Origin of the sequence: Streptomyces sp. NPDC003247 (genome assembly GCF_042888135.1) — a bacterium.
Taxonomy (GTDB): Bacteria; Actinomycetota; Actinomycetes; order Streptomycetales; family Streptomycetaceae; genus Streptomyces.
Window position 1 is genome coordinate 186,660 of record NZ_JBIAPF010000006.1, and the last position, 21,941, is coordinate 208,600.

The 21,941-nt window shown below is 73.2% G+C and carries 19 protein-coding genes and 3 pseudogenes; 12 read left to right on the forward strand and 10 right to left on the reverse strand.

Annotated features, from left to right (window positions below; translation table 11 throughout):
• The first annotated feature begins 46 nt into the window (after positions 1–46).
• Both ACFYWQ_RS21815 and ACFYWQ_RS21820 read left to right on the forward strand, forming a co-directional pair.
• A complete protein-coding gene (locus ACFYWQ_RS21815) occupies positions 47–478 on the forward strand; it encodes an aldehyde dehydrogenase family protein (RefSeq protein ID WP_389518517.1) in 432 nt (143 codons plus the stop codon).
• Between the two features lie 43 nt (positions 479–521).
• Positions 522–2,693, forward strand: coding sequence for a TerD family protein (locus tag ACFYWQ_RS21820; RefSeq protein WP_389518518.1), 2,172 nt, complete (start codon positions 522–524; stop codon positions 2,691–2,693).
• Positions 2,694–2,891: 198 nt separating this feature from the next.
• Here the strand turns inward: ACFYWQ_RS21820 and ACFYWQ_RS21825 are convergent, their stop codons facing one another.
• The 5 genes from ACFYWQ_RS21825 to ACFYWQ_RS21845 all read right to left on the reverse strand — a co-directional run bounded on the left by ACFYWQ_RS21825 (position 2,892) and on the right by ACFYWQ_RS21845 (position 7,789).
• Positions 2,892–3,776: a TauD/TfdA dioxygenase family protein gene (locus ACFYWQ_RS21825; RefSeq protein WP_389518519.1), complete on the reverse strand. Its 885-nt coding sequence runs from the start codon at positions 3,774–3,776 to the stop codon at positions 2,892–2,894.
• Positions 3,777–3,857: 81 nt separating this feature from the next.
• Positions 3,858–4,676: an ABC transporter ATP-binding protein gene (locus tag ACFYWQ_RS21830; protein ID WP_389518520.1), complete on the reverse strand. Its 819-nt coding sequence runs from the start codon at positions 4,674–4,676 to the stop codon at positions 3,858–3,860.
• On the reverse strand, positions 4,663–5,715 hold the full coding sequence (locus ACFYWQ_RS21835; RefSeq protein WP_389518521.1) for an ABC transporter substrate-binding protein: 1,053 nt from the start codon (positions 5,713–5,715) through the stop codon (positions 4,663–4,665). Before ACFYWQ_RS21835 ends, ACFYWQ_RS21830 begins: the two co-directional genes overlap by 14 nt.
• A 44-nt stretch (positions 5,716–5,759) precedes the next feature.
• Entirely contained in the window at positions 5,760–6,629 is an 870-nt protein-coding gene (locus tag ACFYWQ_RS21840) for an ABC transporter permease (RefSeq protein WP_389518522.1), read from the reverse strand.
• A gap of 599 nt (positions 6,630–7,228) precedes the next feature.
• Positions 7,229–7,789: a LysR substrate-binding domain-containing protein gene (locus ACFYWQ_RS21845; protein ID WP_389518822.1), complete on the reverse strand. Its 561-nt coding sequence runs from the start codon at positions 7,787–7,789 to the stop codon at positions 7,229–7,231.
• 6 nt (positions 7,790–7,795) lie between these two features.
• Here ACFYWQ_RS21845 and ACFYWQ_RS21850 point away from each other — a divergent pair.
• Together ACFYWQ_RS21850 and ACFYWQ_RS21855 are read left to right on the forward strand one after the other, a co-directional pair.
• Positions 7,796–8,098: pseudogene (locus ACFYWQ_RS21850) on the forward strand (LysE family translocator); the annotation flags it as partial.
• 209 nt (positions 8,099–8,307) lie between these two features.
• Positions 8,308–8,712 (forward strand): hypothetical protein, encoded by a 405-nt coding sequence (locus ACFYWQ_RS21855; RefSeq protein WP_389518523.1) that lies wholly within the window; start codon positions 8,308–8,310, stop codon positions 8,710–8,712.
• 43 nt (positions 8,713–8,755) lie between these two features.
• Here ACFYWQ_RS21855 and ACFYWQ_RS21860 read toward each other — a convergent pair whose 3' ends face one another.
• Both ACFYWQ_RS21860 and ACFYWQ_RS21865 read right to left on the reverse strand, forming a co-directional pair.
• Positions 8,756–9,979 (reverse strand): glycosyltransferase, encoded by a 1,224-nt coding sequence (locus ACFYWQ_RS21860; protein ID WP_389518524.1) that lies wholly within the window; start codon positions 9,977–9,979, stop codon positions 8,756–8,758.
• Positions 9,980–10,184: 205 nt separating this feature from the next.
• A pseudogene (locus ACFYWQ_RS21865) lies at positions 10,185–10,423 on the reverse strand (cupin domain-containing protein); the annotation flags it as partial.
• Positions 10,424–10,462: 39 nt separating this feature from the next.
• On the opposite strand from ACFYWQ_RS21865, the gene ACFYWQ_RS21870 reads away from it, so the two are divergent.
• On the forward strand, positions 10,463–11,110 hold the full coding sequence (locus ACFYWQ_RS21870; RefSeq protein WP_389518525.1) for an FMN-binding negative transcriptional regulator: 648 nt from the start codon (positions 10,463–10,465) through the stop codon (positions 11,108–11,110).
• 140 nt (positions 11,111–11,250) lie between these two features.
• Here the strand turns inward: ACFYWQ_RS21870 and ACFYWQ_RS21875 are convergent, their stop codons facing one another.
• Positions 11,251–14,190 carry an AAA family ATPase gene (locus ACFYWQ_RS21875; RefSeq protein ID WP_389518526.1) on the reverse strand — a complete coding sequence of 980 codons (2,940 nt, stop codon included), beginning with the start codon at positions 14,188–14,190 and terminating at the stop codon, positions 11,251–11,253.
• A gap of 79 nt (positions 14,191–14,269) precedes the next feature.
• On the opposite strand from ACFYWQ_RS21875, the gene ACFYWQ_RS21880 reads away from it, so the two are divergent.
• Both ACFYWQ_RS21880 and ACFYWQ_RS21885 read left to right on the forward strand, forming a co-directional pair.
• Positions 14,270–14,932, forward strand: coding sequence for a hypothetical protein (locus ACFYWQ_RS21880; protein ID WP_389518527.1), 663 nt, complete (start codon positions 14,270–14,272; stop codon positions 14,930–14,932).
• Positions 14,890–15,579 carry a hypothetical protein gene (locus ACFYWQ_RS21885; RefSeq protein WP_389518528.1) on the forward strand — a complete coding sequence of 230 codons (690 nt, stop codon included), beginning with the start codon at positions 14,890–14,892 and terminating at the stop codon, positions 15,577–15,579. Before ACFYWQ_RS21880 ends, ACFYWQ_RS21885 begins: the two co-directional genes overlap by 43 nt.
• Positions 15,580–15,718: 139 nt before the next feature.
• On the opposite strand, the gene ACFYWQ_RS21890 is transcribed toward ACFYWQ_RS21885, so the two are convergent.
• Together ACFYWQ_RS21890 and ACFYWQ_RS21895 are read right to left on the reverse strand one after the other, a co-directional pair.
• Positions 15,719–16,393, reverse strand: coding sequence for a lytic polysaccharide monooxygenase (locus tag ACFYWQ_RS21890; protein ID WP_389518823.1), 675 nt, complete (start codon positions 16,391–16,393; stop codon positions 15,719–15,721).
• Between the two features lie 255 nt (positions 16,394–16,648).
• Positions 16,649–17,788 carry a glutathione-independent formaldehyde dehydrogenase gene (locus ACFYWQ_RS21895; protein ID WP_389518529.1) on the reverse strand — a complete coding sequence of 380 codons (1,140 nt, stop codon included), beginning with the start codon at positions 17,786–17,788 and terminating at the stop codon, positions 16,649–16,651.
• 214 nt (positions 17,789–18,002) lie between these two features.
• On the opposite strand from ACFYWQ_RS21895, the gene ACFYWQ_RS21900 reads away from it, so the two are divergent.
• From ACFYWQ_RS21900 to ACFYWQ_RS21920, 5 genes and pseudogenes are all read left to right on the forward strand, one after another.
• Positions 18,003–18,191: a hypothetical protein gene (locus tag ACFYWQ_RS21900; protein WP_389518530.1), complete on the forward strand. Its 189-nt coding sequence runs from the start codon at positions 18,003–18,005 to the stop codon at positions 18,189–18,191.
• A gap of 315 nt (positions 18,192–18,506) precedes the next feature.
• Entirely contained in the window at positions 18,507–19,058 is a 552-nt protein-coding gene (locus ACFYWQ_RS21905) for a tellurite resistance TerB family protein (RefSeq protein WP_389518531.1), read from the forward strand.
• A 270-nt stretch (positions 19,059–19,328) separates the two neighbouring features.
• Positions 19,329–19,598 (forward strand): annotated as a pseudogene (locus ACFYWQ_RS21910) (helix-turn-helix domain-containing protein); the annotation flags it as partial.
• A 204-nt stretch (positions 19,599–19,802) separates the two neighbouring features.
• Positions 19,803–20,558, forward strand: a complete 756-nt coding sequence (locus tag ACFYWQ_RS21915) for an IclR family transcriptional regulator (RefSeq protein ID WP_389518532.1) — start codon at positions 19,803–19,805, stop codon at positions 20,556–20,558.
• A 144-nt stretch (positions 20,559–20,702) separates the two neighbouring features.
• Complete coding sequence (locus ACFYWQ_RS21920) at positions 20,703–21,881, forward strand: 4-hydroxybenzoate 3-monooxygenase (RefSeq protein ID WP_389518533.1); 1,179 nt, start codon at positions 20,703–20,705, stop codon at positions 21,879–21,881.
• Positions 21,882–21,941: the final 60 nt, after the last annotated feature.

Below are 21,941 nucleotides of genomic sequence, written 5' to 3' on the forward strand. Positions count from 1 at the left end.
CGCTCCGGCCGCCCCGGCCGGCCGCCCCGGGAAGAAGGCTCCGCACATGAGCACCGCCATCCCCCGGCACACGGCTCACCTGTCCGCGGCCGGCCTGACGGGGGCGATGTTCATCGCCGGTGAACGGGGCACCGGTGCCGGCAGCGAGGTCCGAGCCCTCGACGCCCGCACCGGTCTGCCCCTCGACCCGGTCCACCGCTGCGGCGGCGCGGCCGACGTGCGGCGTGCCTGCCGGGCGGCCGAGGACGCCTTCGACACCTACCGGGCCCTCCACCCTCGGCGCCGTGCCCGCTTCCTCGAAAGCGTCGCGCGCAACCTCACCGTCCTCACCGACGCCCTGGCCGAACGTGCCCACCGGGAGACCGGTCTGCCCCCACCCGGCCGGCGACTTCCCCCTGGCCGTCTCCGTCCTGGGCGGCGACACCGCCTCCGCCCTCGCCGCCCACGCCCCGCTCCTCGCCGTGTCCGTGCCTGGTGAAAACCGGGTGCGGCCGCCTGCCCGGCCTTGGGAGCATGCCGCAATGGTCCACCGACTCGACGCTCTGGTCATCCGGCACACCCACCGCCTGCCTCTCCCGACGGGACCCGCCGGGGAAGGCGGTACCGCGGCGCGGCAGTTCGACGCCGCGTTGATGTCCGTGGGCTTCAAACTCTCGGCCGAGCTGCTCGAACACCTCTCGGGGCTGTCCGAGGGCACGGTCGTCGACACCGCCGTACGGACGCTGGGCACCGTCCGTGAGATGGTCGGCGACCACGTCCGGCACAACGTGTACTTCATCGACTTCCCGGCCGGAGTGCCGGACACCTTCGACTTCTGGATGCGGTGCATCGCCGGGGCGCTCGCCGACGACGGGACGCGCGCGAACACCCTGGAGCAGCTGAGCGCCGGTGTGGTGAACCTGCTCACCCTCCCGTCGTACGGCACCTACCGGCACACGTACGCCGAGATGCTCGCCCACCACGACGAGCTGCTCGCCGCGGCGGGCGACCGTCTGACGGTCCTGCACCTGGGCGGCACCTCGGACGACGAACTCACCCGGCTGTACCTGGCGTTGGCGGGCAGCGGCACGCCTCTGGGCGAGGACGGCCTGCGGGACCTCCAGGACCTCGCGGGTCACTGCGCGGACGGACCGCAGCCCGAGGAGATCCCCGTGCGGGAGAACCGGGCCGTGGTCAACCGGGCCCGGCTGATGGCCGGTGCGGGCCTGCTGCTGGACACGGTCACCGATGCGCTCCGGCTGGCCTGCGCGCTCGTGGGCGGTGATGTGACCCTGCGGGAGCCGACGCGGCTGCGGGCGCTGCCCCGCCCCGTGCGCCGGGCGCTGCTCGCGGGCCTCGACGCGGTCGTCGCCGCGGCGCCGGCCAAGCTCGCCGACGTACACGCGCACCGCGAGATGTTCAAGCGCCTCGGCGAGCGGCTGCACCCGCACGAGTACCCGCAGTGGCCGCACGCCGCCGACGTGTTCGCCGTCGCCCGCGGCGAGAAGGCGGCGCGCTCCTTGGACAGCCGGGTGGAGGATCTGCTCCGCACGAGCGACGTCACCGGCGCGGCCGAGCTGCTGAAGGCCGCCCCCGGCAAGCTGTTCCGCTCCCTGGACCGGCTGCTGCGCGCCGCCCGGACGCAGGAGGAGCGGGACGCCGTCGTGGCCGCCGCCGGGCAGGTCGTCCCCGACGTCTCCGGCCGGGTCGTGCTGTCGGTGCGCCAGCACCTGCACAACCGTGCGCAGGAGACCGGCGCGCGCCGGGTGTTCGTCAACCGGCTCGGCCGGGCATGGGTCACCGACGACAGCCGCCCGCCGGTGCCCGCGCCCGAGCGCGAGCGGCTGATCGTCGCCCTGGACGCGGAGCTGCGCCGCCGGCTGCCCGCCGTGGACCACCTGCTGATCGACCCGGACGTCCTGGACGTGGCCCTGCCGCTCAGCGGCAAGGCGACCGCCTCCGGGCTCGGGGTGCTGCCGCGCGGCTCGTCGTCCCCGGTCGACGGGGAACTGCTGCGCTTCTTCGTGTACTGGAAGCAGGCCGAGCACACCACCGACTACGACCTGTCGGCGCTGCTGCTGGACGCCGACTACGCGACCGTCTCCTGGCTGTCGTACACCAACCTCCGCGACGCCGGGGGGAAGCATTCCGGCGACATCACGGACGCGCCCGACGGGGCCTCGGAGTTCATCGACCTGCGGCTGGGCGCCGTGCGGGGCGCCTTCGTCGTCCCGCAGGTCAACATCTTCGCCGGGGAGGGCTTCGAGGAGGTCGAGGAGTCGTTCTTCGGGTTCATGCTGCGCGGGACCGAGCAGCAGGGACGCCCGTTCGAGCCGCGCACGGTGCGCATGAAGTCGGAGCTGCGCGGTCCGGGCCGGGTCGCGTTGCCGCTGGCGTTCCTGCGCGGCTCCGACGGCCGGTGGCGCGCCAAGTGGCTGCACCTGTACCTGAAGGGGACCCCGGCGTCCAACCGGGTCGAGGGCAACCGGGTGACGGTCGCGACGCTGCTGCGCGGCATCGTCGAGCGCGAGCAGCTCACGGTCCGCCATCTGACCGGCCTGATGACCGGCGGCGGGACGACCGTCACCGTGTGGGACGGGAAGACGGTCCCGGCGGGGCCCGTCACCTACATCGGCCTGGAGCGGCCCGACGGACTGCACCCGGGGTCGCGGATCGTCACACCCGAAAATCTGCGCGACCTGATCCCCGCCTGACTGTTAACGTAGCCGTGGCGAGGCCATGAAGGGGCTTCCTTCTCATCACTCCTTTGATTCCAGCCTCTTCGCTCTCCTCGCCACCGACTCGAGGCCTCCGGCCGTTCCGCCGCAAGCGGGACGGCCGGAGGCCTTTCGTGTGGCCAGGCGTTGTCCCAGGGGCGTCCGGCGGTCGCCGGGGCAGTCCCGCGCCCGCCGTCAGGGGCGGGGGGCGGCGGGGCCCACCGGCTGGTCGCCGCGCAGGGTGATGCGGTGCATGACGCGGTGCCGGTCGCCGTAGTCGCGGTTGGCGTAGTGGGCCGTGCTGCGGTTGTCCCACAGGGCGACGTCACCCGGCTGCCAGCGGTGGCGCACGATGTGCTCGGGCTTGGTGAGATGGGCGTAGAGGATGTCGAGGACGCCCCGGCTCTCGTGCTCGGAGACGCCGACGATGTGCGAGGTGAAGCCCGGGTTCACGAACAGGCCCTTGCGGTCGCTCTCCGGGTGCACCCGCACCACCGGGTGCTCGACCGGCGTCAGGTCGGTGAACACCTCCCCCTCCCACACGTTGCCCTTTCCCCGCCGGCGCTGGGCGAGGTAGTAGCCGAACTCGCGGGTGCCGTCGTGGACGGCGGTGAGCGTGTCGACGTACGCCCGCAGGCCCGGCGACAGCGACTCGTAGGCGAGCTGGCTGTCGGCCCAGTTGGTGTCGCCTCCGTTGGGCGGCAGCACCACGGCCCGCAGCACGGAGATCGCGGGCGGCCGCCGCACGAACGTCACGTCCGTGTGCCACACGTCGGCGAAGCCGTTGTCCGTGCTGTCGAGGGAGTACACCTCGGGCGCCACGTCCCCGGAGTCGTGCACCGGGTGCCCGGCCGTGACCTCGCCCAGGCGCCGGCCGAACTCGATCTGCGCGGCGTCGTCGAGGCCGTCCTGTCCGCGGACGAAGAGCACCTTGTACCGTACGAGTGCCTCGCGGAGCGCGAGGACCTGGTCGTCGTCGAGGCGCCCGAGGTCGACGCCGTGGAGTTCGGCGCCGAAGTGGGGGCCGAGTTCGGTGACCGGCAGCCGCGCCGCCGCGGGCCGGACGCTGAGGATGCTCACGTGACGTGTGTCCCTTCCTCGGTCTTTCCTTGGTCTTTCCTTGCCTGGGCCGGAGGTCCGCAAGGCCCGGCGTACGGGTGGTCAGGCCGCCGCGGCGGCCTTCACGGCGTGGGCGACCCGCGCCCGCAGCCCGGTGAACTCCGGTGACGCGCGCAGTTCCTCGGCGTCGACGTCACCGCGCGGCAGCGGGATCGGCAGGTCCAGGGCCACGGTGCCCGGCCCCTTGGTCAGCACGACGATGCGCGAGCCGAGGAACACCGCCTCGTCGGCCGAGTGGGTCACGAACACCGTCGTCCGCCCGGTCTGCGCGGTCACCCGGCGGACGTCCTCCTGGAGCCGCTCCCGGGTCAGCGCGTCCAGCGCCGCGAACGGCTCGTCCAGCAGGAACAGCGGATTCTCCGCGGCCAGGGCCCGCGCGATGGCGACGCGTTGCTGCTGGCCGCCGGAGATCTCCCAGACGCGCCGCTCCTCGGTGCCTTCCAGCCCGACCCGTGCCAGCAGTTCCGCACGCCGCTCGGGCCGACGGCCGCGCTCGACGCCCGCGTACCGCAGCGCCAGGTCGATGTTGCCGCGCACGGTCCGCCACGGGAACAGCCGCGGTGTCTGGAACACCACACCGGCCGCCCCACCGGGCCGCGGCTCGGCTCCGGACACCCGCACCGAACCGTGGGTGGGCCGCTCGAACCCGGCGATCAGCCGCAACAGCGTGCTCTTGCCACAGCCGGAGGCGCCGACCAGCACCAGGAACTCCCCGGCGGGAACGGTCAGATCGACCGGTCCCACGGCGGTGACGGCCTCCCCTCCCCGCACGTACCGGTGGACGACCTGGTCGAGCCGGACGGAGCCGGCCCGTCCGGTGGGGGCGCTCCGGCCGGACGTCGTGGTCTCACCGGCGGACATCGGACAGCCCCTCGAGGTAGAAGGCCTTGCGGACGGCGTCCTCGGACGGTGCGGCGTCGATCTGCTTCTGGTCGGCCAGGAAGCGTCCGGTGTCGGTGACGTAGGTCAGCAGTTCGCCCGGACCGGCGTCGGTGCCCAGCCAGTCGGCGGACGTCACCTGCTCCGGGGTGAGGAACACCCCCTGCGCGAGCTGTGCCTCGGCGTCGGCCGCGCTGATGCCGAGCTCCGCCGCGACGGCCTTCACCGAGCCGGCGCGGTCCGATGCCAGCACCCGGAGCGCCTCGGCCTGCACCTTCCGCCAGGCGGCGATCGCCTGCGGGTTCCGGGCGATCAGTTCGTCCGAGACGACGGCCAGGTCCAGGGTCGGCTGGCCGGCGGCGCCGATCTCCTTGCTGCTGGTGAGCTGGGTCCCGGTCGTGCGCAGTTCGTCCAGGGTGGGCAGCCACACGTACGCGGCGTCGATGTCCCCCCGCTGCCAGGCGGCGAGGATCGCCTGCGGCTGGAGGTCGACGAGCTTGACGTCGGAGGCCTTCAGCCCGGCCTTCTCCAGCGCCGCCAGCAGGCTGTAGTGCGAGGTGGAGGCGAACGGCGTGGCGACGGTCCGCCCCTTGAGGCCGGCCACGTCCGGCACACCGGCGGCCTTGCGCGCCACGAGCGCCTCGTTCTCGCCCGCCACGTCGAGGATCCACGCCACCTTGTACGGGATCGGCGAGGCCCCGGACACCCCGCGGGCGAACGGGCTCGACCCCAGGGCGGCTATGTCGAGGGACTTGCCGATGAAGGCCTGGTTGACGCCGGCGCCGGAGTCGAACTTGATCCATCTGATGTCGTGGTCCGGCAGGGCCTTCTCCAGGAGCTTCCTGTTCTTCACGATCAGGTCGCCGGTGGGGAAGGCGAAGTAGCCGATGCGCAGCGTCTTGGACCCGCCGGACGACGACGCCTCGCTGTCCGAGGAGCAGCCGGTGACGGCCGCGGAGGCGGCGGCGAGGGCCCCGGCGAGCAGCAGCCGGCGGGACGGGCGGTGCGGGGTACGGGACATGGCGGGGCCGTTTCTGTGCGGGTGCGGGACGGTGAGCGGCGCGGTCACGCGCGACCGCGCCAGGGCACGACGGCGCGTTCCAGCCGCAGCAGCAGGCCGTCGATGACCAGACCGGAGACGCCGATGGCGATGATGCCGACGAGCACGACCGGCGTGTTGTTGTAGTTCGCGGCGTCCTTGACCATGCCGCCGATCCCGGGCAGGCCGTTGACGAGTTCGGCCGCGACCAGCGACGAGTAGGCCACGCCGACGGCCAGCCGGACGCCGGTGAGGGTCTCCGGCAGGGCGGACGGGACGACGACGTCGCGGACGACGTCCCACCGGGACGCGCCGAGCGCGCGGGCCGCCTCCACCAGGCTCTTCGGCACGGCGGCCACGGCGGTGGTGGTGGACACGGCCACCGGCGGGAACGCGGCCACGGCCAGCAGCGTGATCTTCGGCTCCTCGTTGATGCCCAGCCAGATGACGAGCAGGGAGAAGTACGCCAGCGGCGGCAGCGTGCGCAGGAAGGTGATCCACGGCTCGAACAGCGACCGCAGCCGGCCGACGGTGCCCATCAGCAGTCCGAGGACCACCCCGGCGGCGATGCCTGCCCCGGCCCCGAGCGCGATGCGCCGCAGGCTGATGCCGAGGTGTTCGACGAGGTAGGTGCCGTTGTAGCCGCGCACCCCGTCGTTCGTCGTGGACACCGTGACGAACGCGTCCCACACCTTGGCGGGCGGCGGAACCAGCGTCTCGCTCCACGCCCCGCTCGCGGCCAGTGCCTGCCACAGCACCAGGAACAGCAGGAGCGAGCCGAACGGCAGGGCGACGTTGCGCACCCGGGCCGGGACCCGGACCGCCAACCGGCGCCGCCGCACCGGCTTTTCGCCGGACACGGCGTCGGCGTCCTGCGGACGTGTTGCCAAGGACATGGGGCGGCCTCCAGGGGCGCCGAAGCGCGGTCGGCGCAGCACGGACGGACGAGCACGGACGGACGAGCACGGACGACCGAGACCGACGACGGTCCACCAGGATCGATCGAGGTGGACCGAGTCAGATCAAGGAAGGTCGGGAAAGGCCGGGACCGGTCAAAGTGCCGATCGGGACGGCCGCGTCAGCCGAAGGGGCCGAAGCGTCGGACGATCCGCGACGGACGGCAGTGGGCCAGGGCGGAGGCATCGGCCACGCGGAGAGGCGCGGTGGCCGAACCGCACCGGTTCGGGTGACACCACCGGCCGGCGGGGAGACGTCAGGGACGCGACGTCAGCGACAACAGGAAGCCGGGCGTCGGCACAGGTCGATGACCAGGCGTCGCACCAAGGGCTTCTGAATCATGGGGACCATTTCTACAGCAGCCGCAGCGCCGCACCAAGCCCCGTCCACTTCCTGGACCCCGGCCGGATCCCCACCGTAGCCGGGCCGAAGCCGGGCCGAAGCCGGGCCGAAGCCGGGCCGAAGCCGGGCCGAAGCCGGGCCGAAGCCGGGCCGAAGCCGGGCCGATCGGTCCGACCGCGCCGACGGAACACGGGGGCTAGACCCGTTCGGTGCCGAGGACGACGGCGTGGCGGAGGGCGTCCCGGCAGGCGAGGACGGCGGGGTGCCGGCTGCCGCCCCGGCGCACGACGGTGAAGACACGGCGGCTGCGCTGTCCGCGGGGCAACTGCCGCACGGGGACGCTCGGGGGCCGCCCGCCCCGGACGAGGTCCGGCAGGACGGCCGCGGCATGACCCCGCTCGACGAGGCGGAGGTGGAGCAGGACGTCGGTGCTCTCGAACCGCACGTCGGGTTCGAAACCTGCGTTGCGGCACAGCGTCCTGGCCCAGCGCCGGGCGGCCGTGCCGTCGGGCTCCATCACCCAGGGGTGCTCCGCGAGCGAGCGCAGCACGGCCGTGGGGCCGGCGGTGTCGGGGCCGTCGGACGGACGCGGCAGGGCCAGGCACAGCGGGTCGTCAAGCAGGTCCTCCTGTTCGAGCCCGGCGGTCCGCGGGTTGGGGTCGCCCGGATACTCCTCGGCGAGGACCAGGTCGTAGTCGCGGGCGGACAGGGTGGGGAGGGCCCTCTCCGGCTCCCGCTGCGTGACGTGGACGCGCAGGCGCGGGCCCCGGCCGGGAACCCGTGGCGCACCGGTCTGGTCACCAACCTCCTCAACCCGAAGATCGCCGTCTTCTACACCGGGCTGCTTCCGGCCCTGGCCCCGCCCGAGCTGCCGGCCGCGTGGGCCATGGCGATCCTCGTGCTCCTCCACGCCGCGCTCACCGTCGCCTGGCTGGGCGGCTGCGTACTGGTGTTGGCCCGGGCCCGTCGCGTCCTCGACACCCCGCGCACCTGCCGTGCCCTCGGACGGACGACGGGCGTCGTCCTGATCGGCTTCGGCCTGGCCGTCGCGACGACGTCCGTCTGATCCGTCCGGACGGCACTCCCGTCGCGTCGACGACGCCGACGGCCCGCGCGGCCGCGGCGCGCCGACCTCCCGCCGACACCGGCCGACCCGGGACACCGGCCCTGCCCCTGTCGTCCCGCCCACCCACCCCGATCCCTGTCTCATGTACTCCCCCACGGCTGAGTACCTGCGCCCTGTGCGGTGCCGGCGCCGGCCGCGAAGGTGGGGTCATGGACCAAGGACAGCAGAGACCCGTTTTCCGCCTTCTGTCGATCCTCGTGCCGGCCGCGGTGGCGTCGGTGGCATGGGCGGCCTGGCTGGGCTGGGACCAGCATCGTGATGTGCACCCCGACGGTTCGACGACCGGCCCGTACGAGGCGTGGCAGGTGATCGGACTGGTGCTGACCCTGCTGGCGCCGGTGTGCTGGGCGGCGTCCCGGCGTCATGTCGCGGGGGCCGTGTTCGGCACCAGCGCCGGCCTCACCGCGGCCGCCTTCTACGACTGGTCGGACGACGCCGGCGGGCTTTTCGCGGTCGGTGCCGGACTGGTCATGCTGGGGAGCCTCGCCGCGACCTCCGTCGTCTCCGCCGTGACCACGGCGGCGGGACGGGGCGGCGGCCGGACCGCGGCTTGACGGCCCGCCGAGCGGGACACGGTCGCTTTCAGCCGTGGTGCCGTCACGCGGACACCGGCAGCCTCTCTCGGCCGACGGCGTCGAGCAGCAGCTTCGCGGCCGCCGTCGCCCCGTCGGTGCGGATCGTGCCGGCCACGGCCCTCGCTCGTGCGCGGGTCCCGGGATCCAGCGCCGTTCCGAGCGCGGCCGACAGGGACTCCGCGGTCGGAACCGAGCTGTCGTGGGCCGCGCCGATGCCCAGGCCGGCCACCCGGCCGGACCAGTACGGCTGGTCCGCTCCCTGGGGCACCACCACCTGGGGAGCGCCGGCCAGGGCGGCCGTCGTCGTGGTGCCCGCGCCGCCGTGGTGCACGACGGCGGCCACCCGGCCGAACAGTGCCTGCTGGTTGACCTCGCCGACGACGAAGCAGTCGTCCCGGTCGTCGATCGGCGCCAGTCCGGCCCAGCCGCGGGAGACGAGCACGCGGCGGCCCTGCGCGCGGACCGCCTCGATGGAGACCCGGGCGATGTCCGCCGAGACACCGCGCATGCTGCCGTAGCCGACGAAGACCGGGGCTGCGCCCGCGTCCAGGAACGCCAGCAGTTCGTCCGGCAACGGGCGCTCGTCCGGCAGGATCCACGCCCCGGTGTGCACGACGTCGAACTCCGGGGTCTCCTGCCAGGGGCCCAGGGTCGGGTCCGACGCCAGCCACGGCCGGTCGGTGAAGATGAAGTCGTACACGTCGTCCACCGCGGGCAGACCGACCGAGGCCCGGTGGGCGTTGAGCGCCTCGCCGTGCAGCGCGTTGAAGGTCCGGGCGTTCAGGTCCCACAGCACCCGGTTGTCCGTCACGTCCGGCGGGAACGACTGGCCCGGCAGCAGCGCGGGGGGCGCCTGGTGCGGCGACCGCAGCAGGAACGGGCAGAAGGTGGCGTACACATAAGGGATGCCGAGCTTCTCGGCCACCGACCGTGAGGCGAAGTGCGCGCGCCCGGTCGCCAGCAGGACGTCGTACCCCTCGGCCGCCGCGGCGACGGTGTCGAACTGGGCGGCCAGCTCGCTCACCCGCCGGGAGGCCGCCGATTCCGACGACGGCGGGGCCATCGTCCCCATCGGCAGGCCGACCGGCACCACCTCCACACCGACGCGGTCCAGCAGTCGGGCGAAGGCCTCGTCCGGCGGCGCACACACCCGGACCTCCGCGCCGAGCGCCCGCAACCGCACCGCGAGTCCCACGATCGGTTCGACGTCCCCACGCGACCCGTACGTCGACAACAACACACGCACTTGGCAACTCCCCTGTCCGCCGGCACTGGCCTCGGCCGGGAATTCTGCGGCACGCCCCGGGCCTTGCCGCAAGCCCCCCGATGCGCTATACGTTGAGCACGGCAAGGGATCAACGACCCCCTTGCCATTGTCATGTGGCGTCCGCGGTGAGCGGACGGCCGCTCCGTGGAACGGCGGCGCGCCGTGAGACCGCCCCGGGCGCCGGTCAGGTCGTGGAGCCGGGGCCGGGACCGGGCGGGATGTGAACGGTCATGATGAGGTGGCAGGTCCCGGTGCCCGAGCCGCGGTAGGTGTGGGGGGTGTCGCGTCGAAGGCAGCGGTCTGTCCGGCTTCGACGGGATGCTCGGTGCCGTCGACGATCGGGGTCATCCGGCCGTACGTGACGCTGACGGTCTCCACCACGCCGCTGCGGTGAGGGTGGCTGGGGTATTCCTCGCCCGGCTCCGGACGGTCGAGTCATTCCGTTGTGAAAGTGAGAACCGCATGTTCATCCAGCCCTGGGACGCCGCCCTGGACGACGCCGAATGGCAGACCTGGATCGCCGACGGCCACGACTTCGGACAGCTCGGCGTCAACGGCCTGCCCGGCCGGCCGCCCACCGTCGTCCCCACCCACTTCATCACCGACGCCGGCCACCTGCTGATCCACCTCGCCCGGCCCAACCCGGTCTGGACGGCGATCGAGCACGACCCGAACGTCACCTTCACCGTCATCGGCGACTACGCCTTCGTCCCCGGCCCCTGGCGCGTCCAACCCGACATCCCGCCCACCGACGGTGTCCCCACCAGCTACTACGCGGCCGTCCAGTTCACCTGCCGCGCCCACGTCATCGACGACCCCGAGGCCAAGGCCGACCTCCTGCGCCGCCAGATGGCGCACTTCCAGCCCGACGGCGACCACTCCCCCATCGAGGTCGACCAGCCCCCGTACGGGCGGATGCTCGCCGGCATCCGCGGCCTGCGCCTGGACGTCATCGAGGTACGGGCCAAGTTCAAGTACGACGACCACAAACCCGTCGAGCACCGCACCGCCGTCGCCGACCACCTCACCGCACGCGGCCAGGGCCTCGACCTGCCCACCGCACGCCAGCAACTGCGCCGCCTGGACCGCATCGGCCCCTGGAAACCCTGAACCACCGCCGCCGGCACGCGCACACGTCCGCCGCTCCCTCGGCCCGGCCCTCGACGGGCCTGCCGGACCCGGTGAGGGAGGCGTCGGTCCTGAGTGCCGCGCCCGGTTCCGGTCCGCCTCCTGCGGGCGGCGCACCGCGATCACGGCACGGAGTGTGTCCCGGGCCCCAAGGTGCGGGGTGTGCCGTTGCGTAGCGTGGAACGGGTCTGGAGCGCGGCGAGCGCGGCCCGCGTGGTGACGCCGGTCTTGCGGTAGATGCGACTCAGGTGGGACTCGACCGTGCGGGGGCTGAGGAAGAGCCTGGCCGCTATGGCGGGGGTGGTCAGGCCGGCGGCGACCAGTGCGGCGATCTCCCGTTCGCGCGGGGTGAGCGAGGCGGGGACCGGATCGGGAACCGCATTCGGGACCGGATCGGGAACCGCACCGGGGACCGGATCGGGCGTGTCGGTGCTCGCGGTGGGTCCTGACACCATGGGGCGGATCATGTCCGCCAGCCCGGTCAGCTGGTGGGCTCCGCCGGCCGCGGCGAGGTGCCGGGCACGGTCGCACAGGGCCAGGGCGCGCTGCGGGTGCCCCGCGGAGGCGGCCGGGGTCGCGCCGAACAGCAGGCTGACCGCCTCCCACAGGGCCGCTCCGGCGCCCCCCGCCGCCTCCGCGGCCTCCTCGAACAGCGTGGCGGCCGCTGCCGTGTCGCCGTCGGCGAGCAGGCGCTGGGCGGCGCTGCGCAGCGCCGAGGCCCGCTGCGAGGGAAGCCCCAGCTGTTCCGCCTCCGTACGGGCCCGCTCCGCCCAGGTCCGGGCGGAGTCGGCGTCGCCGGTGACGAGGGCGGAGGTGACCAGGACCTCCAGGATGAGCGGCCGCATGGACGGGTGGAGGCGGCGGAGGTCGTCGCCGCCCGCGCGCAGGACGGCGGTACGGGCGCGCCGCGCGTCCCCGCCGAGCAGCGCGGCCTGGCCGAGCACGCACCAGGCGATCGACGCCCACCAGTTCATGCCGGTACCGGCCGCGGCGACGGCCTCCTCGGCCACCGCCAGGGCGGTCCGGTCGCCGGGCGGCAGGGCGTAGAGCAGGGCGTGTGCCTTGTTGGCGAGGACGAAGGCCAGCAGTTCGCCGCTTCCGATGCCACGGGCGATGGTCTCGGCCTCGTCGGCGAGTTCCACGGCCGATTCGATCCGCAGGGTCGTCAGGTGGAGGTGCGCCTTGCAGAGCAGCAGGTGCGGGACGACGTAGAGGCGGCCGCCGCGCCGGGCGACGGCCAGGCCGCGGTCGGCGTGCCGTTCGGCGTCGGCGTAGCGTTCGAGGAACGCCTCCGCCCAGCTGAGGCGGGCCAGCGGCTCGCACAGACCCGCGAGGTCGTGGTCGGTCAGGGCGTCGACCAGCGCGGCGGCACGGTCGGTGGTCTCCCGGGCGGCCGGCATCTCGCCCTCGTACGTCTCGCCCAGGGCGGCGATGGCGAGCACGGCCGCCTCGGCGACCTCGTCGCCCAGGTTCCGGGCCAGGTCCAGGGTGCGGGCCATGTCGGCACGCACCTGCGGGTACGCGGTGGCGAGCGGCGCGGACGAGCCGAGTTCCAGGCCGAACGCGACGGCGTCGGCGGGCGACGGGCCGGGGGTGCGGGAGAGTTCACGGCGCAGCAGCGCGACCGACTCGGGGTAGCGGCCGCGGTGACGCTCCATCACCGCGCACAGCGTCACGGCCGAGGCCCGCACCGCCGCCGTGTCCGGCTCGCCCGGCGGCGACATGGCGATGACCTCGTGCAGGAGGTCCCGGCTCTCCCCCAGGCCGCCCGACACGCCCAGGGCCTGGGCCCGTCGCAGCATCAGGTCGCGGCGCAGGGCGAGGTGGCGCGGCTGGTCCGGCAGATGCGCGAGGGCGACGCCCAGCCAGTGGGCGCTGCTCGCGGGTGCGGTGGAGGCGGAGCGTTCGGCAGCCTCGGACAGGACGGCGAGGGCCTGCGGGTCCCACCCGGTGAGCGACCGCTCGACGTGGTGGGCGCGCTCGGTGACGGGGGCGCCGGTCTCGGCCAGGGCCTCCGCGGCGAGGCGGTGCATCCGGGCGCGGGTGGGGGGATCGGTGCTCTCGTGGACGAGCGTCCGCAGGACCGGATGGCGCAGGGTCCACCGTCCGCCGGGTCCCGCGCGGACCAGGTCCCGGGCGGCCAGGGCCACCAGGTCCGCGTCGACACCGGGCTCGTCGCGGCCGGTCACCCGGGCCAGCAGAGCGGGGGTGCCGCGGTCGCCGAGCACGGCCACCGCCTCGGCGGTCCGGCGCCGGGCAGGGGGCAGCGGGGTCAGTTCGTCCAGGAGGACGGAGCCGAGACCGGCGGAGCGGGCTGGTGGGGGTCCGTCGGAGGTGAGGGGCCGGCCGGTGTCCCCGGCGCCCTCGGTCTGCCCGGCCTGCAGGAGGGCGAGGAAGTACAGCGGATTGCCGTCGCTGGCCGCGTACAGCTCGTGGGCCCGGCCGGGCGGCAGGCCGGGGGCCAGGGCCGGTGCCAGGACGTCGACGCAGGCCGCCCCGTCGAGCGGGCCGAGGTCGAGGCGGACCACCGTGCCCAGGTCGATGCCCCGGGTCAGGGCGGCGGCGAGGGAGGCGGAGGTCTGGCGGTCGCGCCGGGCCACGACGATCACGACCGGTGCGTGCGGGGGATGGCGTACCAGGTGGTCGAGGAGTTCCAGCGACGCCGGGTCGGCCCAGTGCAGGTCGTCCAGCGCCACGACGAGACCGGATGCGGCGACCCGCCCGAGCAGTCGGGCGACCGACCGGTGCAGCCCGAACCGGTCGCCACGGCGACCCTGCCCGGCGGCCGGGTCCGCCAGCTCCGGTCCGTGATCGGCGAGAGCGTCGCTGAACGGCCGGTAGGGAAGGTGCTGTTCGTACTCGGCGGCCCGGCCGCGCAGCACTCGCATCCCCCGGCGCTCCGCGCGTCGGCAGAACTCCGCCAGCAGCCGGCTCTTGCCGATGCCCGCCGCTCCGGCGATGTCGACGACGGCCGGCCCGCCGGCTCCGTCGAGTCCGCGGTCGAGCACCTGGTTCCAGCGTTCCAGCTCGGCTCCACGGCCCACCAGCGGCGTCGCGTGCACGCCCGTCTCCCCTCGGCACGAGGGCCGTTGGGGACGGCCACTGTGACGATCTTACGTAACCGATTGGGTGAGTTCACGGATGTCTCCCGTCCCCGGTCTCGGCCAGGGTGACCGGGCGGAGTCGGGCCGGCCACAGCCGGCCCGCGCGAGGAGGGACGACCCCATCGACACGACGGACAACGGGGACCCGTACGGCGGCCACTTGGAGCCGCTGGGCCCCGAAGACCCCCGGGAGGTGGCCGGTTACCGCCTGCTCGCCCGGATCGGCGAGGGCGGCAGGGGTGCCGTCTGCCTCTCGCACACCCGGGGGAGACAGGCCGTCGCGCTGAAGGTGATCCGCCGCGAGCACACGCGGGACGCGGAGTTCCGCCGCCGCTTCCGGCAGGAGGTCCTGGCCGCGCGGAAGGTGCAGGGCCACCACGTCGTCCCGGTCGTCGACCACGACACCGCCGGCACCCTGCCGTGGCTCGCCACCGTCTACGTCCCGGGGCTCGCCCTGGACGAGGCCGTCGGTACGTACGGGCCGCTGCCCCTGCCCACGGTCCTGCGGCTCACCGCCTGCACGGCGGAGGCCCGCCGCGCGGAGGGCGCGGCGGCCGGCCAGGACGGACCGGACCGCCGATCTTCGCGGTGGGGCCCGAACGAGACAGGGAAGGACAGCACATGGCGCAAGCACGGTCCCGGCTCTCGGATGCGCGCGTGCGGTGGCACGACACGCGGTGGCGCGTCCGGAGCCGTCTGACGCGGGATCCGGCCACCCGCAACCGCGTGGAGTGGGCGTCGAGGACCCTGTGGCTGACGGTGGTGACCGCGGTGTTCGTGGCGGCGGTCGCGGGAATCTCCGTGGCCGCTCCCTGGCTGTACGACCTGAGCCGGACCGCCCGCGTCCTGCTGTGCCTGCTGTGGCTGTGCTGCTGGGGACTCGCCACCGTGGCGGGCCTGCTCTGGTTGTCGCTCACCCTGACTCTCCTGCGAGGTTCGAAGGCCCTCGGGTACGCCCTCTTCTCGGTGCTGTTCGCCGCGTTGCTCTGCTTCATGGCGACGGCACCGGGCACCGGCCTGCGGTTCGTCGGCCGGACGGCGCACTGCGACGTGCTGTCCGTACGGAACGACGGTGGCGACGGACGCCGCCACTACCGGCTGCGCTGCCCGGACGACGCCGACGTACGCGTCGCCCTCGACAGCCGTGACGACGCCGCCGTGGCGGAAGGGGTGCGCTACTCGTCGGGCGACGCGATCCCCGTGGCCGACCTCGACCGGGGCGCGCACCTGTGGATGTGGCGCACAGGGCTGACGGCGGCGGGTGTGGTCGGCGTGTCGCTGATCGCCGCCCTCGTGGCGGGTGTCGTGCGGGTGGTGCGTGCCGCGGAGGGTCCGAGGGACGACTGAGAGGTGCCGGCGGTGCCGCCGGCGGGATCGTGCACGCGGGCGACGGCACGGTGGAGGTGGTCGCCGTGCTGCCGGCAGTCGCTGCCACCGGGCGCGCGCGTCCTCTCGGCGACACGTCCGGTGGCAGCGGAGGTGGGGGTCAGGTGAAGTTCACGTCGCTGCACAGGAAGTACGTCTGGTCCATGTGCGACGCCTGCCAGATCGTGTAGACGACGTGCCGGCCGCTCAGGCCCGACGTGCTCACGTCGATCAGGTAGTTCTGGCTGGGCGCGTAGCTGCCGGTACGGGCGACCAGTTGCAGGTCGCTCCACTGCAACGGCTGGGTGGTGGGGTCGAAGCCCTGCCGGGTGACGTAGACCAGGAAGTAGTCCGCGCCATGGCTGGCCTGGTCGTACAGCTGGACGGTGAAGTCGCTCGACAGGTCGGTGGTCTTCCACGGACCCACGGCGTCCAGGGAGTTGTAGCGGCCGCCCTCGGTCTGGCCGCCGCTGCACAGCTGGCCGTCGGGGACGACCGCCTGGAAGTCGCCCGCGGAGCCGTTGCGGTACAGGCCGTTCCAGTTCCACATGGCGTTGGGGTCGTCCTGCCACGCCTGCCAGCACATGGGGTCCTCCTGTGCCATGGCCGGGTTCTGGAAGTCGCTGCCCCAGCGCAGCCAGCAGCCGTAGTTGCGGGACGCCGGGTCGACGACCGAGCCGTGGGCCACGGCGGTGCCGCCCCCGGGGACGAGGCTGATCAGCAGTGCGGCGAGCACGCACAGCAGAAGGGCCGGACGGAACCGGATCCGAAGCGTGTCGCGATCATGACAATTCATACCGTGCAACGCAGTCTCCCTCTTCGGTGTGGGGGTGTGGGAGCTGCGGGCGTGGAGGGTGCGGCCATGGGGGTGCGGTGGGGGATACAGATGGCCTGGGAGCGCTCCCACACCGCACAGGGTGCACGCCGCCCCCCATGGTCACAACGTCGGATCCAGCCATACGTCGGATCCAGCCATACGCGGGCAGGGCGGCTCACCCGCTCGTCCCACACGAAACCCCCGGGCGACGAACCCGGGGGTTTCGCTGCCGCATCACGCGTGCGGATGGAGAATGACCTTGGTGTAGCCCTCGATCCGCTTGTCGAACTTCTCGTACGCCGTCGGGGCCTGGTCGAGGGGCAGCTCGTGGGACACCACGAAGCTGGGCTGAGCGCGGCCCTCGGCGATCAGATCACGCAGCTGACGGTTGTACCGCTTGACGTTGCACTGACCGGTCCCCATGCGCAGCCCCTTCTCGAACAGGCGCCCTATGGCGACCATCAGCATGCCCCGCTTGGCCTGCTCGTCCGGTCCGCCCGGGTCGCGCGGAACGTACAGACCGGGCACGCCCAGGGCACCCGTCGGCCTGACCGTCTCCACCAGCGAGTTCAGCACGGTCGCCGGCTCCTCACGGTCCTCACCGCGCGCCTGGGCCTGGTAGCCGACGGCGTCGATGCCCTTGTCCGTGCCCTGCCCCGCGGTCTGCTCCCGGATCTGCTCCACCGGGTTGCCCTGGGTGAAGTCGACCGGTATGGCGCCGATCTCCTCGGCCTTCTGCAACCGCTCGGTCACCCGGTCGACCACGAACACCTTGCTCGCGCCGCGCAGCATCGCCGAGTAGGCGGCCATCAGCCCGACCGGACCGCCGCCGTAGACGGCGACGCTCTCGCCGGGGCGCACGTCGGCCAGCTCGTTGCCGTGGTAGCCGGTGGGGAAGATGTCGGCGAGCAGGACGTAGTCGGTCTCCTTCTCGGTGCCCTCGGAGAGCTTCAGACAGTTGAAGTCGGCGTAGGGCACACGCACGTACTCCGCCTGGCCTCCCACATAGGGCCCCATCGCCACGTAGCCATAGGCGCCGCCGGCGAAGCCCGGATTCACGGTCAGGCAGAAGCCGGTGAAACCCGCCGTGCAGTTCTTGCAGAAACCGCAGGCCACGTTGAAGGGCATGACGACCCGGTCCCCACGGCTGAGCGTCGTCACCCCGTCACCGGTCTGCTCGATGACCCCCAGATTCTCGTGGCCGAAGACGATGCCCGGCTCGGCAGCGGTGCGGCCCTCGTACATGTGCAGGTCGGAACCGCAGATGGCGGTCGACGTGACGCGCACGATCACGTCGTTCGGGTGCTGGATCCGGGGATCCTCCACTTGTTCGACCGCCACCTCGAACGGTCCCTTGTACACGACAGCCCTCATCCTCGAGCACCTCCACTAAGCGTGCTTGCTCGATCACACACGGAAACGCCGATTGCGGGGAGCTTGGACGTCAGTCGAGGAGATGGGCCTCGATTCGGGCAGCTCGACCGGGTTTCTGTGCATTACCTCACTGTCCAGACTGGTGCACGATGAGATGATTTGCATCCAGGGACCGCAAAGTCCTGCTCTGTACCCTTTGGAAGGATCAAGAACCTTGAAGCGACGTCTCGGCGTGTTGCTCGTACCGGTGTCCGGGCTGTCGGGCACCAGGTATCCGGTGGGGACCGAGGTGGCCATACGGGGCACCGGCGGCTCCGTCGACGGCTTCGTCGACGGGGACTGGCTGCCGCTCGCCTGGTGGGAGTTCGCCGACCGCCAGCCGGACGACACCCCCCGCCCGTGACCCGCGGTGCGCCGGTGGCACGCGGTGCGCCGGCGGCCCGAGCGCACCGGTCCGCCTCGGCAGCGGCACCAGCCGGGTGACACCGACACGGACCTCGCCTGACCTGCCCCGTCGGCGGCGGGCGCGAGGACCCCACGTCCCGCTGGGCGCTCCGGCGCGCGGGGCGCGAGCGCGCGCCGCCCTCCCTCGGCGCCGGTTCCGCGCACTGCGCGACGACGGCGACGGAACTTCGACGAGCCCGCGGGAGTTGGCAGGAGGACCGCGGATCACCCGCGGACGACCTGAACGACACGGGGCGAAGCCGAGGTGGCACGGATGGCGATGTGGGATCGGATCAAGGACCAGGCCAAGGGTCTGCAGCAGCAGGCGCAGGGGGCTCGGGGCGCCGGGGGGCACGGGCGGCCCGGGGCAGGGTCCGCCGGGGGGTCGAAGGCCCAGCTGGTGAGCGTGCTCAAGTCGCAGCTCAGCTCCCTCAAGACGGAGTTGAAGAGCGGCGCCTACCGCGACGCCAGCATGGCCGTGTGCGCCCTGGTCGCCGCCGCCGACGGGCATGTCGACCCGGCCGAGCGGCAGCATGTGGAGTCGCTGCTGCTGCACAACGACGTCCTGCAGAACTTCCCGCCCGATCAGCTGCGGCAGCGCTTCAACCGCCACGTCGACCAGTTGGCGTTCAACTTCCAGCAGGGCAGGACCGAGGCACTGCAGGAGATCGCCAAGGCGGCGAAGAAGCCGACGGAGGCCAGGGCGGTCGTGCAGACCGGCTTCGTCGTCGCGGGTGCGGACGGATACGTCGCACCGGCCGAGGAGCAGGTCCTGCGCGAGGTGTGCTCGGTCCTCGGCCTGTCTCCGCAGGAGTTCGGCCTCTGACGCCGTGCACCGCCACCGCCATGGACGACCGGACGGTGCAGCGGGTCGCCTGGTGAACTCCGCCGGTCCGAGCGCGTGGGGTATGCGCTGTGCGAACTCCGGTGTGGTGGCGACAGCCGGGGGGAGTTCGGCGACCTCGACGCCGGTGCCGTCCCGTTGTGCCCGCAACGCCTCGGAGTAGGCGTCCTGCGCGGCACCGAAGTGCGCGGGATCGCGCAGGTCCTCGGGGATCGTGAGCCCCGGCATCGTCACGATGGTGTCGAGGCCCGGGTGGCTGTCGAGGATCGGCTGGTCACTCCGGAGCGGGTCGGGCTTCCGGCGGGTGGGAATCGCCGCGTTCCCGGGCTTCGCCGTGAAGAAGTCGCCCTGCTCGCGGGCATCAGTGCCGACTACTACCTGCGGCTCGAGCGCGGCCGCGGCAGGAACCCCTCACCGCAGGTCCTCACCTCGCTCGCGCGGGTCCTGCGCCTGGACGGACTCGAACAGGAGTACCTCCTCGGTCCGGCTGGACCGGACAGCCGCCTCGAACCCCGCCCCCGGTGACCCGACCGCCGAACCCCGCCCCCGGTGACCCGACCGCCGAGCCGTGGCCGCGCGGCAGGTCCGTCCTCGTGAGCCGCGCATACTGGGAGAACGGGGCGGGCGCGCAGGTACGGTCGGCGGATTTCCGCGGCACGGTCACGGCGTGGCGCCTGCCGCCGGCGTCACCCGTGCCTCGGCGCAGAACAGGAGCAAGGACGCACCATGGCGAACTCACGGTCCGGGGAGTCGGTCACGGAGCGGATCGTCCGCGTCCTCGAGACGTTCGACACGGACCGCACGGTGCAGACGGCGGCGGAGATCGGCCGGCGCGCGAGGCTGCCGTCGTCCACCGCCCACCGGATGGTGGCCGAGCTCGTGGAGTGCGGGCTGCTGGAACGGGACGAGGAGCAGCGGGTGCACCTGGGCATGCGGCTGTGGGAGCTGGCGCTCCGCGGCTCCCGGGCGCTCCGCCTGCGGCAGGCGGCGCTGCCGTTCATGGAGCGCGTGCAGGCCCGTGTCCGGGAGCACACCCAGCTCGCGGTGCTGGAGAACGACGAAACCCTCTTCATCGAGCGCCTGTCCCATCCGCACGCGGGCGCGAACATCACCCGGATCGCGGGCCGGCTGCCCCTGCACGCCTCGTCGTCGGGGCTGGTCCTGCTCGCCCACGGCCCGCAGGAGCTGCGGGAACGCATCCTCGCCGGGCCACTGGAAGCGGTGTCGCCGGAGACCCTGACGGACCCGGCGCGGCTGCACCGCCTCCTCGCCGGCATCCGCCGCGACGGCGTCGTCGTGGCGCCGGGGTCGGTCGAGTCCGTGTCCACGGGCGTCGCCGTACCGGTACGCGAGGGACGCGGGCAGGTGATCGCCGCGTTGTCGGTCGTACTCCCCCGCGACACACCGACCGGCCCCGCGGCCGAGGAACTGCGCGCCGCCGCCTCGGGCATATCGGCCGCAATCGGCGCAAACCGCCCCTAGACGTCCGCCGATCGCCTTCTTCGCCGGTCGGGCGGCACGTCGGCCAAAACCCGATTCCCGTTCAATGGCAATGACCGTCGTCCACGAGGCCCGACTCGCGTCAGACTCCCAGCGTTCCCCGCGCCAGCCGTCGAAGGAGACGACATGCCCGAACGCACCCGCGTCGCCATCATCGGCGCAGGCCCCGCAGGCCTGCTGCTGTCCCACCTGCTCGACCGACACGGCATCGAGTCGGTCGTCCTCGACTCCCGCACCCGCGAGCAGATCGAGACCACCATCCGGGCCGGCATCCTCGAACAGGGCACCGTCGAGATCCTGAACGAGACGGGGGCGTCGGACCGGGTCCTCACGGTCGGGCAGAAGCACGAGGGCATCGAGCTGCGCTTCGGCGGCGAGGGCCACCGCATCGACTTCACCGACACCGTCGGCCGGGCGGTGTGGCTGTATCCGCAGCACGAGGTGCTGAAGGACCTCGTCGCCGCGCGCCTCGCCGCCGGCCAGGACATCCGCTTCGGCGTGACCGCCCAGCGCGTGGAGGACGCCGAGACGGACCGCCCCCGGATCGTCGCCAAGGACGCCGAGGGCAACCCGGTCGAGATCGAGGCCGACGTCGTGGTCGGCGCGGACGGCTCGCGCAGCGTCGCCCGCGAGGCCGTCACCGGTACGTACGGCGGCTACTTCCGGGAGTACCCGTTCGCCTGGTTCGGCATCCTGTGCGAGGCGCCGCCCAGCGCCGAGGAGCTGATCTACAGCAACTCGCCGGACGGGTTCGCGCTCATCAGCCAGCGCAGCCCCGGCGTGCAGCGCATGTACTTCCAGTGCGACCCGGAGACCGACACCGAGGCGTACACCGAGGAGCAGCTGTGGGAGATCCTGCAGTCGCGTGTCCCCGGCACCACCCTCAACGAGGGCCGCATCTTCCAGCGGGACGTGCTGCGCTTCCGCAGCTTCGTCGCCCACGAGATGCGCAAGGGCCGGGTCGTGCTCGTCGGCGACGCGGCGCACACCGTGCCGCCCACCGGCGCCAAGGGCATGAACCTCGCCGTCGCCGACGTCGTCCTGCTCACCGATGCGCTGCGCGCCCTGCTGCTCGACCGGGACGAGACCCTGCTCGACGCCTTCCCCGAGACCGCCCGGCAGCGCATCTGGAAGGCTCAGCACTTCTCCTGGTGGATGACGAACATGCTGCACCTCCAGCCGGAGGCGAGCGACTTCGACCGGATGCGCCAGATCGGCGAACTGCGCACGGTCGTCGAGTCGGACGCCGGCCGCGCCTACCTCGCCGAGGCCTACACCGGCTGGCCGCTCCCCGGCCGCCGCTGATCCCCCGTCTGCCCCCGCGGAGTCCTTCCCGGCGCCGTCCCCTGCCCCCGGCGCCGGAGT